This is a genomic window from Rhizobium sp. ZPR4, from assembly GCF_040215725.1.
GTDB classification, from domain to species: domain Bacteria; phylum Pseudomonadota; class Alphaproteobacteria; order Rhizobiales; family Rhizobiaceae; genus Rhizobium; species Rhizobium rhizogenes_D.
This window is the reverse complement of sequence record NZ_CP157969.1, coordinates 897,281-915,525: the sequence shown is the minus strand read 5'-3', so window position 1 is coordinate 915,525 and position 18,245 is coordinate 897,281. Positions and strand designations below refer to the sequence as shown.

The following is an 18,245-nucleotide window of genomic DNA, read 5'->3' as shown; positions in this document are numbered from 1 at the left end:
AACTGTAGCTACCACGCAGCCTTTGCCCGATCGGCAAGATTGGCGCTGCTCATAATGCTTTCGGCCGGGTTACGGCCGCCATGGCAGACCTTTCCGACAAAATGGCTACGCGCCCTTATGACTTACGACTTTCGGTGGTGCGGACAATCATCCCAATGACCAGCTGGTGCTTTTGCTCCAGCATGAAATTCTGCGATCGACGATGCAGCATTTCACAACATGCCGTCATCCATCGCAGGACAACCCGGAGAGCGATAATGATTGACCGCGAGGCGCAGGCAGACGCAATTGGCGCAGCAAGCATGCATTACGATCGCAATCTTTGCCTTCATCAAATGCTGCGCGAACAGGCTAGAGCAGCACCGGAGGCAACGGCCCTTGTCTCCGGCGACACTCATATCAACTACCGTGACCTTGATCGCATATCCGATGCGCTGGCGTTGCATCTGATAAGAGTAGGCGTCCATAAGGCCGATATTGTCGGCCTCTTTCTGCCGCGCAGCGTCAATGCGATCATTTGCACCCTGGCCATACTGAAAGCCGGTGGCGCCTATCTCCCGCTCGATCCGGCCTTTCCCGTGGAGCATCTCGACTTCGTTATCGCAGAATGTGCGCCCAAGGTCATTTTCGTTGACTCCGCCCATGGCGAGAAGCTCGCCAGCGTGCCGAGCATGAGCGGCAGGGTCATCGAAGCGGATGCCATTATCACAGAAATGGCACATCGACCCAGCGCGACCGTGCCGTCCCTGGAGATAACGGGCGGTGATCTTGCCTATGTCATGTACACGTCCGGCTCAACCGGGCGACCGAAGGGAACGATGATCTGCCATCGCAGTATTTCACGCGTCGTTCTCGATCAGAACTATGTCGAATTCCACCGCAATGACGTCGTCCTGCACACGGCCACTATCTCCTTCGACGCATCGACACTCGAAATCTGGGGCGCGCTTCTCAATGGCAGCACTTTGGCAGTCATGCCTGATACCGATTTCTCGATTTCACGCCTGTCCGATTTCATGCAGGAGACCGGCGTCACTATCGCCTTCCTGACGACAGGGCTGTTCAATCTCTTTGCCGATCATGCCCGCGCAACCCTGCCGAAGCTTCGTCACATCCTCTTCGGCGGCGATGTCGGTTCGGCCGTTCACGCCCGCCGCTTTCTGGAGCGCTACCCGGGCTGCAGGCTCACCAATGCCTATGGGCCGACCGAAACGACGGTCTTTGCCACCGCCTTTCAGGTCCTGCCGAGTTTTTCAGGCACCGAACTGCCGATCGGCAAGGCGATTGCTCATACTGGAATCGCGATATTGGACGAGGAGCTGCGTGTCGTTCCTCCAGGCATTGAAGGCCAATTGGCGATATCCGGCGACGGCCTCGCTCTTGGCTATTTCAAGCGACCGGAACTGACGGAACAGAAATTCGTCGCCGTCGAAACCAAGGACGGCGCAACACGCTTCTATCTGACGGGCGACGTGGCTTGCCTGAAGCCGGACGGCACCGTCACCTTCAAGGGACGCCGCGACCGACAGATCAAGATCAACGGCAAGCGCATCGAGCTCGATGAGATCGAGGCCGCGCTCCGCCGCGATCCGCGCCTTGCCGACGGCATCGTGCTTTGCCACATACAGGGCGAGAACCTCAAACGCATCGTTGCCTATCTATGCCCGAAGGAGAGCCATGTGGGCGCTGGCGCCGATCTGGCGCAAGGCGTCATGGCGACGCTGCGCGCGGCTCTTCCGGCCTATATGATCCCCAATGCCACGGTCATCGTTGATGCCTTGCCACTGACGCCGGCCGGTAAAGTCGATCGTTCGAAATTGCTACCTCCTCCGGTCGAAACCCAGACAAGGCCTGCAGATATCAGGAGCCGGACCGAGGAACTGCTGACGACGCTATGGCAGGAGGCATTGGGGCTCGAGGGCGTCGATCTCGACCGGAACTTCTTCGATCTTGGCGGTACTTCCCTTCAGCTGATGGAAATTCATGCCGGTCTCGAAGAGACACTCGGTCACGCGATCGATGTGGTCGCGTTGCTGCGTCATCCGACCATTCGCGAACTGGCACTTCACCTGGATGGACGTACCCCCGGTCCGACCCGTCTTGCCGCCGCCGCGCAACGCGCCGCGTTGCAGAAGAAGGCGATCTCTCATATCCGCAGGAGCTCCTTATGAAAGGGAATCACCAGGACAATGGCAAACAGCGTGATGTCGAAGACAATGAGGAGCTAAGCGAGCAAATTTCCGGACACATCGCCATTGTCGGCATGTCCGGCCGTTTTCCCGGGGCGCCCTCGGTGCAGGCGCTCTGGCAGCTTGTACTCGAAGGAAAGAGCGCCTTTTCGCTTTTCACGCCGGATGAGCTCGAAGACGCCTTTACCGACGAGGAGCGGGCGCAGCCGAATTATGTCGCCGCAAGGCCCCATCTCGACGGTGCCGATATGTTCGACGCCGAGTTCTTTGGCATGTTCCCGCGCGAGGCTGCGGTTACCGATCCGCAGCACCGGATCTTCCTCGAAATATGCTGGGAAGCCCTCGAGGACGGCGGTTACGATCCGCAACGCTATGACGGCCTGATCGGGGTTTTCGCTGGCTCCTCGATGCCGACCTACCTGATCAACAATGTTCTGCGTGATCGCGCCAAAGCGGAAGAGTTCACATCGAACTACCAGATCGGCTGCTTCCATGAGCTTGTCGGCGCCCTCAACGACACGCTGGCGACTCGCATCGCCTATAAATTCAACCTGCGCGGTCCGGCTTTCACATTGCAATCCGCCTGTTCAACCTCGCTCCTTGCGGTTTCTCAGGCATGCCAGAACCTGCTGACCTATAGCTGCGACATGGCCCTGGCCGGCGGCATTTCCGTTACCATTCCGCAAAAGCGAGGCTACATCTACCAAGAAGGCGGCATGGCCTCGCCCGACGGAACCTGCCGGCCGTTCGACGCCGACGCCGCCGGAACGGTTTTTGCCAGCGGAGCGGGTGTCGTCCTCCTGAAGCGGCATGAGGACGCGCTCAAGGATGGCGATCATATCTATGCGGTCATTCGCGGCTACGGCATCAATAATGACGGCAGCGACAAGGTCGGCTTCACGGCGCCGAGTGTGGAAGGCCAGGCCGAAGCGATTGCCACGGCTCTCGCCAATGCGGCGGTCGATCCCTCGACCATCGGCTATATCGAATGCCACGGCACGGCGACACCGCTCGGCGACCCTATCGAGTTCAACGGATTGACGCGTGCCTTCGCGCAGGATGCGTCGGGTTCGGCCAATTGCGCGCTTGGGTCGGTCAAGGGCACCATCGGCCATACGGACGCCGCGGCTGGCGTGACAGGCCTCATCAAGACAGCGCTTGCCTTGCGCTGCGCAAAAATCCCGCCGATGCCCAATTATCACCAGCCCAATCCGCGCATCGATCTTGAGAAAAGCCCCTTCTATATTCCGGTGACGGCAACGGAGTGGCCGCAAGGACAGGAGCCGCGAAGAGCGGGGGTCAGCGCTTTCGGCGTAGGCGGAACAAATGTTCACGTCGTTTTGGAGGAACCCCCCTACCCGCCGGCTAAGTCGAAAGAAGTAGAGGGCCACTACATTCTCCCTCTTTCGGCTCGCAACAAGCCGGCACTTGCCGAGATGCGCACCAATTTGAGTAATCATCTCGCCGAAAACCCGGAGCTTTCGATAGCGCAGCTCGCCCACACGCTGCAAACCGGACGGCGCGAGTTCGGCCACCGGCTGGCCGTTGCCGCCGAAAATGTCGAGGAAGCGATCCTCAAGCTGACGGCAGAGAGCTACCAGCCTCTCGCCGCCGATCAGCCGTCCGTCGCCTTCATGTTTCCCGGCCAAGGCGCGCAATATGTCGGCATGGGTGCCGGGCTTTACCGCTCTGAACCGGAGTTTGCCCGCTGGATCGACCGCGGTTCCGACCTTTTGAAGATGACGCTTGGGCTCGATCTGCGCGACTACATCTGCCACACCGGCCCCGCAACCCAGGCCATCACCGACGAGCAGCGCGAAACCCGCATCGCTCAGCCCTGTCTCTATCTTGTCGAATATGCGCTTGCCCGATTGTGGCTGAGCCGCGGCGTCAAACCGTACGCCATGATCGGTCACAGCGTTGGCGAGTTTGTTGCCGCTACGCTCGCCAACGTTATTTCGTTCGAAGACGGCCTGCGTCTCGTGGCCAATCGCGGGCGGCTGATGCAGCATCAACCACAGGGGGCGATGGTATCCGTTCGCGCCGATGCGGCAACGACCGCCTCCTATCTGCGAGGCGAGGTGGAGATCGCCGCGATCAATGCCCCGAAACTCTGTGTCATCTCCGGTCCCTTTGCCGATATCGAAACGGTTTGCGCAGCACTTTCGGAAGCTGAGATCGCCTTCAGCCGGCTGCACACATCGCACGCCTTTCATTCCGCGATGATGAATGATGCGGCTCTGGCGCTACGCCAGGAAACCGAGAAGGTCACCTACGGTACGGCGACCATCCCCTTCATTTCCGGCGTCACCGGTGACTGGCAGACCGCCGAATTGGCAACCTCCCCGGATTACTGGGCCATGCATTGCCGTGACGCCGTCCGCTTCGCCGATGGGCTGGCAACACTTTGCCGCGATCGCAAGCCGATTCTTCTCGAAGTGGGGCCAGGGCGCACGCTGTCGGTCTTTGCCGCCCAGACGATCGCACGCGACAATCTTGCCGTCGTCGTGCAATCCCTGCCCGAGCATGATCGGGCCGCCGCCGCCGCGGCGACGCTCGCAGAGGCTCACGGCAAGCTGTGGATGGCCGGCTGCCGCCTCAACTGGCCGGCTCTTCCATCAGCGGCACGGCAGCGGCTGTCCCTGCCCACCTATCCCTTCCAGCGGCAGCGCCATTGGATCGATGCCCCGCCATCTTCGCGTCGTGCATCCACCCAACGCCCCAATGCCGAACCGGACAATCGGCCGAAAGCCGAATCCCTTGTCTCTGACCTCAACCTTACCGGGGAGAATCGAGCAATGAATGTTGCAGCACCCATTCCCACCTCTAACCGTCTGCCGCAATTGGAAACGGCGCTTCTGACCTTGCTCAGCGACATGTCGGGCGAAACGCTTGGGCCGGACGAGCGGGCAGCGACATTCCTGGAGCTCGGCTTCGACTCGCTTTTCGTGGGCCAGTTTGCGCAACGCATCGAAAAAGACTTCAAGGTCAAAATCTCCTTCCGGGAATTGCTGAGCGATATTCCTTCCGTCGCCGATCTGGCCGTTCATCTCGATCAGCAAATGCCTCCTGAGCCTGTGAAGACGGCCGATCCGTTGCCGGCGGCCTCTCCCATCGCCGCCGCGGCGATGCCGATCACGCCAGTATCGGCACCCGCACCAATGACGGCGCCCGCTCCGCAAGTCGCATCGATGCCGGCTGCGGCGTCGGATCTCGCCACGGTGCTGCAATCACAGATCCAGATGGCACAAACGCTGTTTTCCCAACAACTGCTGATGTTGCAAGCCATGCAGGGTGGGGCTCCGGCTGCCATCGCACCAAGCGCGCTTCCCGCAGCGCCCGTCTTGCCGGCGCCGCAAGCTGCAGCAAGCCAGCCCTTGCCCACCCCCGCCGCAGCGGCTCCCGCAGAAAGCGACTTCGGCACCGAGCGCATCAAGCTCTATCGCCCGAATGCCAAGAGCGTGACATCGGAGATTTCCGCCGCCAAGCAGGATTTCATCACTGATCTCACCAAGGCCTATGAAACCAAGAATGCCAAATCCAAGGCATTCACGCAGGAGCATCGCGGATACCTGGCCGACCCCCGATCCGCATCGGGCTTCCGCGCCGATTGGAAGGAAATGGTGTTTCCGATCGTCTGCGATCATTCCAAGGGCGCCCATATCTGGGATATCGACGGCAACCAATATGTCGACCTGGTCAACGGCTTCGGGCAGACGGCCTTCGGCCATGCACCTGATTTCGTCATCGACGCCGTCAAAGCTCAGGCCGACCGCGGATTTGCCATCGGTCCGCAGACGCCGCTTGCAGGCAATGTCGCAAGAATGATTGCCGACGTGACCGGCCACGAGCGCGTCACCTTCTGCAACACCGGTTCGGAAGCCGTCATGGCCGCAATGCGGCTTGCGCGCGCCGTCACCGGCCGCGATCGGGTCGTGGTCTTTGCCAATGATTATCACGGCCAATTCGATGAAGTTCTGGTCAAGGGCCGCAATCGTGCCGACAAGCCGATTGCCCTGCCGGTTGCCTCCGGCATTCCGATGGCCTCGGTGTCGAACATGACGGTCCTGCGCTATGGCGCGCCGGAAAGCCTCGATTTCATCCGCACCAACGCAGCCGACATAGCAGCCGTCATCATCGAGCCGATCCAGAGCCGTCATCCGGAGCTGCAGCCGCGCGAATTCGTCCTGGAACTGCGCGATATCGCCACCAAGTCGGAATTCGCCCTCGTTTTCGATGAGGTCGTCACCGGCTTCCGTGTCGATCCGGGCGGGATGCAGGCGATCTGGGGCATCAAGGGCGACATGGCAACCTATGGCAAGGTCGTCGGCGGCGGCATGCCGATCGGCGTGCTGGTCGGGACCTCCCGTTTCATGGATGCGCTCGACGGCGGCCATTGGGCTTACGGCGACAATTCCGTTCCGATGACGGCACCGACATTCTTTGCCGGCACCTTCGTCCGTCATCCGCTGGTGCTCGCCGCCGCCGAAGCCGTGCTGCACCACATCAAGGGAGAGGGCTCGGCCCTCTATGGCCGCGTCGCCGAGCGAACGGAGGCGCTGGTTGCCGAGATCAAGGCAGATCTCGCCAGACGCGGCATTGCCGACGTCGTTCATGGCTACAAGAGCTGGTTTGCCACCGACTTCTCCAGCCAGGACCCGCTTGGCGCACTGTTTTATGCCCAGATGCGGCTGAATGGCGTCCATATTCAGGACGGCTACCCTTGCTTCCTGACGACGGCCCATAGCGAAGATGACTTCCGCTTCATCGCGAAGGCCTTCCGCGACAGTCTCGATGCCATGCAGGCCGTCGGCATATTCACGGCGATCAAGGAGCCATCCCAACCTGCAATGCCGATAGAAGCGTCTGTTGCACGGGCGCAATCCGCACCGCTGACGGAGGCGCAGACGGAAATATGGCTTGCAGCTCAGGCAGGTGACGAAGCCTCCTGCTCGTTCAATGAATCCTTTTCGCTGACGCTGGAGGGATTGCTGGATGAGAAAGCCATCCAGAAAGCCTTCGACGCGGTCATCGCCCGCCACGACGCACTCCACATTCGCTTCGACCGCGGCGGCGAGCATTTCCAGTTCATTCCGGATTTCAAGCTCGACCTGCCCGTCCTCGAAGGCCTCAATGAAAAAGGCCTCGCCGAGCTCATCGACGATGAAGCACGCACACCCTTCGACCTGATCAACGGGCCGCTGGTCCGCGCAAGCATCGTCAAGCTGGCGTCCGAAAAGCATGTGCTGGTCTTCACAGCCCATCACATCATCTGCGACGGCTGGTCGATCAATACCTTCGTCGAAGAGCTGGCGACCGCCTACGAGGCTTATAAGGCCGGCAATGCTCCTGAGTTCCGGCCGGCGCTTTCCTTTGCCACCTATTCGACCGACCTTTCGCCCAGGCCGGAGAAATCGCAGGCGACCGAGCAATTCTGGCTCGATCAGTTCAAGACCGTTCCCGATCTTCCCGATCTGCCGCTCGATCGTCCACGGCCGGAATACCGCAGCTTTGCCGGCGGCAGCTGCACCGGCTATATCGGCGCCGAGGTCTACAAGGCGCTGAAGAAAAGGGGGGCAAAGTCGGGCGCCACGCTATTTTCCACCCTGCTCGCGACCCTCCAGGTGATGATATCGCGGCTATCGGGCCAGGATGATATCGTCATCGCCATTCCTTCGGCCGGTCAAAGCCTGCTCGACGGCCAGATCCTCGTCGGCCATTGCGTCAATCTGCTGCCGCTGCGTCAGGCGGTATCGCTGACGGAGCCGTTTGCCGCCCATCTGAAGGCAACGCAGCAGCTCGTCTTCCAGGCCTTTGAGCATCAGGATTACACCTACGGCACGCTGGTGCGCAAACTGGATACGAAACGCGATCCGCGCCGTCTGCCGCTCACTGAAATCCAGTTCAACCTGGAACGCATGGCCGGCGGATCGTCGTTTGGCGGCCTCAAGCCGACCATTGAGCCGAATGCAAAGGCCTTCTCCAACTTCGACCTGTTCTTCAACATGATCGAGGCGAGCGACCACATCCGCATCGACGTCGACTACAACGCCGATGTCTTAGACCACACGACCGTAGAACGATGGATCGGCCATTTCTCGACGCTGGCGGCAGCGTTGGCCAAGGATATGGATCACAAGGTCAGCGAGCTGCCACTGCTTTCTGCGGCGGAGAAGTCCTGGCTGGTCGACGATCTCAATCGGACGGCAATGCCTTACGATCACGATCAATTCGTCTTCTCGCTTTTCTCCAGGCGTGCAGCCGAACATCCGGATGCCGTTGCTGCTCAGCATGACGGCCAGTCGATTACCTACGGCGAGCTGGAAACCCGATCGAACCAGCTGGCACTCTACCTCCAGATGGCGCTTCCTGACCCCGATCAGCGCATCGCAATCCTGATCGAACGGTCACTGAACATGATCATCGCCCTCCTCGCCGTCATGAAGGCAGGGCATACCTACGTGCCGATGGATCCGGCGCATCCGGAGCCGCGCCTGCGGCAGACGCTGGATATCGCCCGCATCCGTGGCCTGATCTGCGACAGCGACGACATGGCTCGGCTTGCGGCGCCGGATGTTCCCGTTATCCGGCTCGATCAGGACGCCAAGGCGATCAGTTCGATGACCGGCCTTCCCTTGAAGACCCTGCCCATCGATACCACGGCATCCGCCTACATCATCTTCACATCCGGTTCGACCGGCATGCCGAAGGGTGTGGAGGTTTCGCATCGATCCCTGACGAATTTCCTTCTCTCCATGGCGAAGGAACCAGGTTTCAGCGCAAGCGACACACTCGTCGCCGTCACAACGATCTCTTTCGATATTGCCGGCCTCGAGCTCTATCTGCCGCTGATATCGGGCGGAAAGGTTGTCATCGCCAGCCGCAGCCAGGTGCAAGATGGTTTCGCTCTCGCAAGACTCGTCTGCGATCACGACGCCACGGTACTGCAAGCAACGCCGACGCTTTGGCAGATGCTGGTGGAGGCGGGTCTGAAGGATCGGCCGGCACTGAAAATGCTCTGCGGCGGCGAGCCCCTGCCCAAGGAACTGGCACGCTCCCTGCTTCAGATCGGCGGCGAGCTCTGGAACATGTACGGCCCGACGGAAACGACGATCTGGTCGTCGCTGCAGCGCATCACCGATGCCGATCAGCCGATCACGATCGGCCATCCGATCGCCAATACCCAGCTCTTCATCCTCGACCCGAGCGAGAATGTCGCCCCGGTCGGTGTCATCGGCGAGCTGCACATCGGCGGCGACGGACTTGCCGAAGGCTACTTCGATCGTCTCGATCTGACCGAGAAGGCTTTCGTTCCGCATTGCTTTGCCATCGGCAGGCCGATGCGGCTTTATAAGACCGGCGATGTCGGACGACGGCTTGCCGATGGGTCGCTGCAGCTGCTCGGGCGGCGTGACCAGCAGATCAAGCTGCGCGGCTTCCGCATCGAGCTCGGCGACATCGAGGCCGTGATCTCCAAGGTGGAGGGCGTGCGCCAATGTGCGACCGTCGTTGCCGAGAACGCCAGGGGCGATCGTTCTCTGGTCTGCTACATCGTGCCGGCTGCGGAGGGTGGCGATGCACTTGCAGCCGATATCGCAGCACATGCCAAAGCCAATCTGCCGGCACATATGGTGCCGAGCTTCTGGGTGATGGAAAGCGAGCTGCCGCAGACCGGCAACGGGAAGCTCGATCGCAAGACCTTGCAGCAGCGCGGCGTGCCGCAGCGCGGTGCCGCGCCGACCAAGGTCCAGCCAAAAACCGAGATGGAACAACGGCTGCTGGCGATCTGGCAGGATGTCCTGAACCTTGGCGATATCGGCGTCGACGACAATCTCTATGCGCTCGGGGCCGACTCCCTTGCCATATTCCGCATCGCTGCCCGCATGCGCGACAACGGCCTACCGCTCGAGGCGAAGCATCTGTTGCGCCATCCGACGATTGCCGCGCTGGCGACCTTTGCCGATGCCCAGGGAGAGGATCCATCTGATCCCGTGCATCTTCACATTCCATCACTGCGAGATTTTCGTAACGGCGCACGCCGCGGCCTGGGGGCATCTCTATGAGCACAGTCGATAACAGTCCAAGCAGTTCGCTCGCCGAACCGCAGATCATCGGTGAATTTCCTTGTACGCAGACACAGCTGCGCTGCTGGATTCTCGATCAGCTCAATCCCGGCAACCCGGCGCTCAACGTCGCTGTCCGGTGGGAGATCCGGGGGGTATTCAGGGTCTCGACCCTTGAGGCGGCCTTTCGAAAGATCATTCAGCGTCACGAGATCCTTCGAACGCGCTTTATCGAGAAGAACGGCAGGCCTTTCCAACAGGCCGCCAGTGACGTCAATTTCAAGATGTCGGTGATCGATCTGCGCGGCATGCCGCCGGAGCAGCGCCAGGCACGGATCCTGTCGATCGGCGAGGAGACCGCGCAGGCACCCTTCGATCTCAACACGCCAGGCCTCTTCCGCGTCACATTGCTGATGGCAGAAAACGAGCGCGGCTTCCTGCTGATTACAGCTCATCAAAGCTGCTTCGACGGCTGGTCGATCCGCGTCCTCGGGCGGGAGGTCGGCGAAATAGCCGCAGCAATCGATGCGGGGCGTGCACCGGCCCTGCCCGAGCTGCCCTTGCAATATGGCGACTATGCCCTCTGGCAGCAGGAATATCTGCAGAGCTACGGCTTCGAAACGGAAAAAACCTTCTGGCGCGAAACTCTGCTTGGCGCCCCTTATTTCGAAGTCATTTCCGACCGGCCTCGCGGTCAGGTTAAAACCAATCACGGCAATATTCTTTCCATCGCTCAGCCAGCCGCCTTTACCGATCGCATGGATGCGGCCGCGCGCGCGCATTGCGTCTCGCAATATAGTTTCGGCGCCGCCGTCCTCAGCGCAGCCCTTCATCGCTTGACCGAGGCCCCGACCGTGCTCTTCGGCTCACAAATTGCCGGCCGCGAACATAGCGATCTGGAGGATATGATCGGCGTCTTCATCAACAATCTGGTGCTGCGTTTCGATTTCGGCTCCGATCTCAGCTTTGCCGAGCATATTCGTTCCGTCAGTGCGACGATCGAAGGAGCGCTGAACCATCAGCGCATGCCGTTCAACAAGCTCGTGGAACTGGTCAATCCCGTGCGCGATCCGGCGCGCAACCCGCTGATTTCGGTCAATTTCAATCTGCAGAAGGCTTTTCTGGAAGATCGTCGCTACGGCGGCTTCGAGCTGATCAGCTCGCCTTCGCAATCCCCCGGCGTCATCTACGACCTCAGCTTCATCATGATCGGACGGCCGACCGGCTGGCGCATGTCGATCGAATACAATGCCGACCTGTTCGAAGCCAGCACCATCGAAAGCCTCCTGCAACTATGGAGGAACGCTTATGAAATTGCTCTCGATCGCCCTGAGGCGCCGCTTTCTTCGCTCGTTGCGCCGGAACGGCACCTGGCAGCTTCCGCCAAGACTGCGCCGATGGATGGCGCCGTCACAGGCAAATCGCCACCGAATACGCGAATGGAAGCGCTTGCTGAAATCTGGAAGGAAGTCCTACAGGTTCCGCAAATACGCCCGGATGATGATTTCTTCGCGCTCGGTGGCCACTCGCTTCTCGCGCTCCGGCTACTATCGGAAATACGCGCAAGATTCGATGCAAGCCCGACATTGCAGCTTCTATTCAAGCAGCCGACGTTTGCGGGCTTTGCAGCTGCTATCTTCGATAGCGAAGAGGTCGAGAAACCGCGGGAAAAAGCCGTAAACCCGTGGGAGCTGATTACCTGCAAACATGGCGTGGGGACCGGCGCGGTCTATACTCTCAACCATCCATTCCTGTACTATCGCCTTGCCAATGAATTGCCGGACGAGATCTCCGTATACAACGTCAACATGTTCCATGCGGATCTGACGGGCGGCTTGGATCGTCTCAACATCGAGGATATCGCCAGCCATGCGATCGATGCCATGCGGATCGACAAGGCCGCGGGACGCATTGCCATCGTCGGTCTCTGCGTCAATGGCGTCCTTGCGATGGAAATCAGCCGGCAATTGCGCGAAAGAGGCGTGGATGTCGGCGTCACGGCCATCATCGATGCCTGGGCTCCAGGCTATTTCGCTTCCCTGCCCAAGCGGGAGCAAGCGCGATGGCACCGGGAGCGGCGGCGCAAGCGTCTTGCCTATTTCACCCGGAAACTGCTGTCCCGCCGTATCCGGCTGATCGACTATCTCAAGGAGTTCGAAGTCTCGCTGTCGCTTCTGAAGATCTTTGGCGTCAAGGCCGGTCAATACTCCCCCGAAGAGGAGGCGAACGAGGCTGTTACCAAATTGCTGGTGACGGCAGGGCGTCGCTACAAGCCGCCGCAGACAAAGGATGAAAGCGTCGTTCTGCTGCGAAGCAGCGCAACCCATCCTCGGGCGCGAAAAATGCGGTTTGGATGGGGTGATGCGGTTGGAGAGGACTGCATGGTGGTCGATATCGACGGCTGGCACGAGGATTCGCTGACCAGCAACGGTATCCGCGACCTGGCGTCGACGCTCTCGGGAAAACTCGCCGCCGACTAGGTAGGCGCCAATGCCCTGGAACAACAATCTCCGGCAAATGGTCGAGCCATAAGAGGAAACAGTCATGAACGAGACCAAGCCATTGAGGGTCGGTATTCTCGTCGCGCGCAGGCATGCGCTCGAAAACTGGGAGCTGATGATCCTGGACCGGATTCTGGCCGCGCCGGGTCTGGAGCTTGCAGCCGTGTTGACCCATCCTCGTCCGTTCGGCGACGGCAAGGCTTCAAAGCTGTTATCCTGGAGTGCGCGACTGGAGGCCCAGGCCCTTGCGCGTCAACCCGCCTATTTGCCAAAACACTTCAATAGCCGGCGTCACTTCATCGACTGCTACGAATCCGATGACGACAAGGCATGCACCCCCGACAATATCACGGCCGCATCGCTGCGCCGTCTGAAGCTCGACCTCGTCATCCGCATGGTTCCAATGAGCATGGCCGACGACGCGATCGCCGCTCTCCCATTCGGAGAATGGGCCTTCAACCTCTCCGACCGGCGATCGGCCGACGTGGATTGGTACGGCTATGCCGAGGTCCTTGCCCGCGCGTCGACTGCCGATCTGGTTCTCTATGCCAAGTGCGGCGGCAAGGCCGGCAGGCTCGAGATTGCGCGGGCGTCATTCAACATCAAGCCGAGTGCTGCGCGATTGAGCGCCTTCGTGCGGGAGCGAAGCGTCACCCTTCTGCTGCGGGAGCTGACGCGGCTCGCCGACACCAGGCGGTTCGAGCCATCTGCCTTCGCTGGCGCGGTTGCCGATCAGCCACCATCGCTCGGCGACCTCTTTCGCTACAGCTGCGTTGTCGCGGGATCGGTCTCGGTCAAGGCATTCAAATCGATCAGGACGAAGCTCCGCGCCGAGTCGGCAATATGGACGCTCTATACGGGACGCGGTCACATCGATGATTTCGATCCGAGCAAAGCGGTCGAAATTCCACCTTCCGACAACAGCATCAAGGCCGATCCGTTCCTGTTTCAAGAGGATGGCAAATGCTATCTGTTCTACGAGGCCTATTCCCATGGCGACCGCAAGGCGCATATCGCGGTCGGCCGTTTCGACGGTGATGCACTCACACAGGTCGGGGTGGCGCTGGAGCGCCCTTACCATCTCTCCTACCCATTCGTATTTCGCGATGGCGACCAAATCTTCATGATACCGGAAACGCATCAGGCACGGCGGCTGGAGGTCTGGCGCTGCCGTGAGTTTCCGCTGAAATGGGAGCTCCATGCTACGGCCTTCGAGGGTCAATCGCCGGCCGATAGCGTCTTGATCCGTCACGACGGCAGGTGGTGGCTATTCACCAACCTGTCGGATTTTCATGCCTATGAAGACCATTGCAGCGAGCTCTATCTGTTCGAGGTCGACGGCCCGGCGCTTACGGGCATAAGACCCCACAAGCGGAATCCCGTCGTCATCGGCAGCACCGAGGCGCGAGGCGCAGGGCGCATCTTCGAACGTGGCGGCAGGCTCTTGCGACCCTCGCAGCACAATGCGCACGGCATTTATGGCTATGCTCTCAACATCATGGAAATCGAGAAACTGACGCTCGATGACTATTGCGAGCGCCGCATCCGCACCGTTACCCCCGCTTTCAAGGCCGGGCTTCGTGGTTGCCATCATTTCGATGCCACGGACGGGCGCTACATTCTCGATGCGCGATTGACCATCTGACTGATATTTCCATTGCGGTAGCGCAGGCATACTTGGTGCCCGCCGGTCGAGGCGACAACGGCACCAGCGAAGTTGGTCGGTGTCGCAAGTTCCAGGATGGTCCAGTTTTGTGGTGCATCTTCGTCCCCCTCCAGCCGTTCCAATCGCGATTGCTTCGATCTGTCGAACGTGACATCGAAACTATCGAGCGGTAGCGACAAGCCGGCACCATGGGCTTTGATGAACGCTTCCTTGCGCGTCCAGCAGCGATAGAAACCATCCAGGTAGCCATCAGCCGGCAGGGATCGAAGCGTCTGATACTCCTTGCGGGAGAAGAACCATTTGGCGATATCTTCCTTCAGGAATCGAATTTCCTCGATATCGACGCCGAGTTCATAACGATCGGAAATAGCAAGCACGGCCAGGTTGGCGCTATGGCTGAGATTGAAATGGATGGGACAGGCACCGCCGATCGCGACATAAGGCTTGCCGTTGTCACCATAGTCGAAGCCTATCAACCGCGGTGGAATGCCGAGATAACGTCCGAGAATCACCCGCATTCCGGTCCTGGCGGCGACGAAACGATGCCTGTCGCGATCATGGACGAAGCGAATGGTCCGAACGCATTCGTCGAGCGACAGCAACGCGATGTACATGCCGAGATCAGGCAACGGCATGTCCAGCTTCCAGTGCCAGACATCGATTGTGTCAGGCCCGATATTCTCCATGTCAGATCGTGGCGTAGAAGAGATTGGCGTTTTTCGATTTGGCCTGCCGCGACATCCGCTTGGCCATATAGGCGACCAATGAGACGGGATAGTTTTCTCCAAGGCTGATGCGGCAGCTGCGCTTCAGGATATCGAGCGTCTGCGCGCAAAGTTCCGGCGTATATTCGATCTTTCGATCGGTCCAGTGGAAGGGATTCATCGCCGGATGGCCCGTGCGTTGCTGCAAAACAGGTTGCCAGTTGGTATAGACATGGCGGCTCGAATCGAAGAGCCGATAGACACCGCGCTTGTTTTCCTCGGCAAATCTCTTGGCCTCGTCCGACGTCTCGAAGATGACGTGGAGGCCTGCCGCATTGCCGACATCGTTGTGCGGTCCCACCATGATCCACGCGCTCTTGGCGAAGATTTCGCTCATCACATCATAGCGCTCACGCATGCGGGCAATCATCGGATCCAGCTTTTTCAACTGCACGTTCAGCATGGCGCCTTGAATCTGGCTCGCCTTGAAATTCACCCCCAGCATGGGCGGCTCGTTAGCATTGTCTAGATGGCCGCGAAACATGGAGCCGATGTCGTGATACATGCGGGCACGGGCAAACAGCCGCCCGTCGTTGGTGACGACGGCCCCGCCCTCCCCGCAATTGATGTTCTTGAACTGATTGAAGCTGAAGGCCCCGAAATCACCGATCGTTCCGACCCGCTTGGTCTTGTAGTGCAATCCGACGGCCTGGCAGGCATCCTCGATGACGACGAGGTTGTTCTCGCGGGCAATGCGCATGATGCTGTCCATATCGCACACCATGTTCGACATGTGGACGGGAATGATTGCCCTCGTCTGCGGCGTGATCTTACGCAGGATGTCCTGCGGGTCCATGGTGAGCGTGTGGTCGATATCGACCAGGACCGGCACTGCGCCAGCGGCCAGTGGAGCAGCGGCAGTTGCGATCCAGGTATAGGCCGGCACCAGCACTTCATCTCCGGGGCCGACGCCGGCGGCAACCAGCGCCGAAATCAAGGCACCCGTCCCGCTGCTCGTGGCCAACGTATGGCGCACACCGAACTTGGTGGAAAAATCGGCTTCGAAGCGTCCCAGCGGGCCACCGGTCTCGTCGCTGTAGCGCGCCAATTTGCCCGAGGCAAATACCGGCGCGAGCGCCAACCACTCCCGTAACCCCACCTTGGCCATGATTTTCGCTCCCCAGGAAACTCAGCATTTGCTGGAGAGCCTAGCCTGTGATTGCCGCATTTTCAGCATGGACTTCCGACTGAAAGGAACGTCGGAACCGATCAGATCACCTATCCGAAATCGGTAGATATCGTCCGCACCTATGCCAATCGAACAATTATCCGCACGCTCGCGATGCTGGTAAAAAATGGGAAAACGGGCGGGAAAACGATCATGATAACCAGTGACTTGAGATCTATGCCGGAAGGGATTGAAATACATGCCGATATTGCGATTATAGGTGGCGGACCGGCCGGAATTGCGATCGCCCGCGAGTTTGCGGATACCCGGATTCGTGTCCTTGTCATCGAGAGCGGCGGCAAAGATTACGAGGCGGAAATTCAGGCGCTGAATTCCGTCGAAAACATTGGTGAGCCCTTCGCTTCGGCGAATGCCGTGCCCGAAGGGCGGGGCTATACCGGCAGGCTGGCATGGCTGAACGACATTCCCGCATTCGAGCTGCGAAATCGTATGGTTGGCGGCAGCAGCCATACCTGGATCGGCAAATGCGCCGCCTTCGATGACATCGATTTCCTGAAGCGACCCTGGCTGCCGCTTTCCGGTTGGCCGATCGATCGCAAACAGCTGCTGCCTGCCCTCGATCGCGCCGGCAAACTGCTCAACCTCGGCCCCAACCTCTACGATGAACGCCTCTTCGCGCTGCTGCATTCACGCCCGGACGATCTCGGTCTGGACAAGCAACTTCTCAAGCCCTTCTTCTGGCAATTCAGCCACATGCGCCATCCACGTGCCGAGCCGACACGCTTTGCTCGCCTTGCGGGCGATATCGCGGCGGCGAACATAAGTTTTCTGACGCATGCCACGGTGACCGAAATCAATGTCGACAGCCAAGGCCGGAGAGTAACCTCCCTCGATCTTCGGAGCCCCATCGGCCGGAGCGCAACTGTCCATGCAAACACGGTCGTTCTTTGCGGCGGTGGCGTCGAGAATGCACGCCTGATGCTCGCATCCAATTCGCTGCTGCCGGCGGGCCTAGGCAATAGGCATGACGTTGTCGGCCGCTATCTCTGCGACCATCCCCGCACATCGCTCTGCCACTTTGCGAGGCATGACATCGACGTCATCGCACGGCATTTCAATTTCTATGGCCTCAGCCACGGCGGACACACGCATTTCTATCTCAGGGGCCTGTCCTTGAGCCCGGAAATTCAAGCGCGCGAAGGCCTTACCAACTGCGCCGCCTATCCGGTGCAGATCCACGCTCCGGATGATCCCTGGGCGGCGCTGAAGCGCTTGACGAAGGGCGCGGGCAATACCGTCATGGGAGATCTTGCGACGGTCGCAAAATCGGCTGATATGATCACCTCCGGGCTCTACCAACGCCTCGTGCGCAAGCGCGGCCTGCCGCATCGCTCGACGGAATTGCGCTTCGACGTCATGGTCGAACAACAGCTCAATCCCGAGAGCCGCATCACGCTCACGCAGCAGCGCGATCGCTTCGGTCAACCATTGCCGCGGATCAACTGGAAGATTGGTCGGCGCGAAATAGCCAGCGTCAAACGGCTTGCAGGATTGATTTCGGACGAATTCGTTCGCGTTGGCTTACCGAATCCAGCCCTGCCGGATTGGATTGCGGCAAGGGAGAACACCCTGCCCGTCTTCATGGATATGGCCCATCCGTCCTGCACCACCCGCATGGGGACCGATCCGCGAACGAGCGTCGTTGACACCGACGCCATGGTTCACGGCATCGATGGCTTGTTTGTTGCCGGCAGCTCCGTGTTTCCGACGCCGGGCCACGCCAATCCGACGCTGATGCTACTCGCCCTGTCTATCCGCCTTGCCGATCACCTCAAGCAACGACACGCGGCCACTCAATTGCACAGGCAGCAGCATCGGAGCGAGCCGGGCCTATCGCTCCTTCATGGCTAGAGCCTCCCGCTCGTATCGCGAA

The 18,245-nt window shown here is 60.0% G+C and carries 7 protein-coding genes; 5 read left to right on the top strand and 2 right to left on the bottom strand.

The features are described 5' to 3' along the window. Window positions 1-257 precede the first annotated feature (257 nt). From ABOK31_RS31830 to ABOK31_RS31815, 4 genes are all read left to right on the top strand, one after another. Window positions 258-2,171, top strand: coding sequence for a non-ribosomal peptide synthetase (locus tag ABOK31_RS31830; protein WP_349961654.1), 1,914 nt, complete (start codon window positions 258-260; stop codon window positions 2,169-2,171). Beyond that, window positions 2,168-10,252, top strand: coding sequence for an amino acid adenylation domain-containing protein (locus ABOK31_RS31825; protein WP_349961652.1), 8,085 nt, complete (start codon window positions 2,168-2,170; stop codon window positions 10,250-10,252). The genes ABOK31_RS31830 and ABOK31_RS31825 overlap by 4 nt, the downstream gene beginning before the upstream one ends. After that, window positions 10,249-12,732 carry a condensation domain-containing protein gene (locus ABOK31_RS31820; RefSeq protein ID WP_349961650.1) on the top strand — a complete coding sequence of 828 codons (2,484 nt, stop codon included), beginning with the start codon at window positions 10,249-10,251 and terminating at the stop codon, window positions 12,730-12,732. Before ABOK31_RS31825 ends, ABOK31_RS31820 begins: the two co-directional genes overlap by 4 nt. Before the next feature lie 64 nt (window positions 12,733-12,796). After that, entirely contained in the window at window positions 12,797-14,398 is a 1,602-nt protein-coding gene (locus ABOK31_RS31815; protein WP_349961648.1) for a hypothetical protein, read from the top strand. Here the strand turns inward: ABOK31_RS31815 and ABOK31_RS31810 are convergent. Next, window positions 14,368-15,105: a 4'-phosphopantetheinyl transferase superfamily protein gene (locus ABOK31_RS31810; protein WP_174173721.1), complete on the bottom strand. Its 738-nt coding sequence runs from the start codon at window positions 15,103-15,105 to the stop codon at window positions 14,368-14,370. The two genes, ABOK31_RS31815 and ABOK31_RS31810, sit on opposite strands and share 31 nt — an antisense overlap. Window position 15,106: 1 nt before the next feature. Then, window positions 15,107-16,291 carry a DegT/DnrJ/EryC1/StrS family aminotransferase gene (locus ABOK31_RS31805; protein WP_174173722.1) on the bottom strand — a complete coding sequence of 395 codons (1,185 nt, stop codon included), beginning with the start codon at window positions 16,289-16,291 and terminating at the stop codon, window positions 15,107-15,109. A 213-nt stretch (window positions 16,292-16,504) separates the two neighbouring features. Between ABOK31_RS31805 and ABOK31_RS31800 the strand changes: the two genes are divergently transcribed. Continuing rightward, complete coding sequence (locus ABOK31_RS31800) at window positions 16,505-18,223, top strand: GMC family oxidoreductase (protein WP_349961645.1); 1,719 nt, start codon at window positions 16,505-16,507, stop codon at window positions 18,221-18,223. The last annotated feature ends 22 nt before the right edge of the window (window positions 18,224-18,245 follow it).

What these genes read in the sequence shown, in the direction of transcription:
- ABOK31_RS31830 (WP_349961654.1), top strand. Translation starts at nt 258, where the DNA reads ATGATTGACCGCGAGGCGCAGGCAGACGCAATTGGCGCAGCAAGCATG.
- ABOK31_RS31825 (WP_349961652.1), top strand. Translation starts at nt 2,168, where the DNA reads ATGAAAGGGAATCACCAGGACAATGGCAAACAGCGTGATGTCGAAGAC.
- ABOK31_RS31820 (WP_349961650.1), top strand. Translation starts at nt 10,249, where the DNA reads ATGAGCACAGTCGATAACAGTCCAAGCAGTTCGCTCGCCGAACCGCAG.
- ABOK31_RS31815 (WP_349961648.1), top strand. Translation starts at nt 12,797, where the DNA reads ATGAACGAGACCAAGCCATTGAGGGTCGGTATTCTCGTCGCGCGCAGG.
- ABOK31_RS31810 (WP_174173721.1), bottom strand. Translation starts at nt 15,105, where the DNA reads ATGGAGAATATCGGGCCTGACACAATCGATGTCTGGCACTGGAAGCTG.
- ABOK31_RS31805 (WP_174173722.1), bottom strand. Translation starts at nt 16,291, where the DNA reads ATGGCCAAGGTGGGGTTACGGGAGTGGTTGGCGCTCGCGCCGGTATTT.
- ABOK31_RS31800 (WP_349961645.1), top strand. Translation starts at nt 16,505, where the DNA reads ATGATAACCAGTGACTTGAGATCTATGCCGGAAGGGATTGAAATACAT.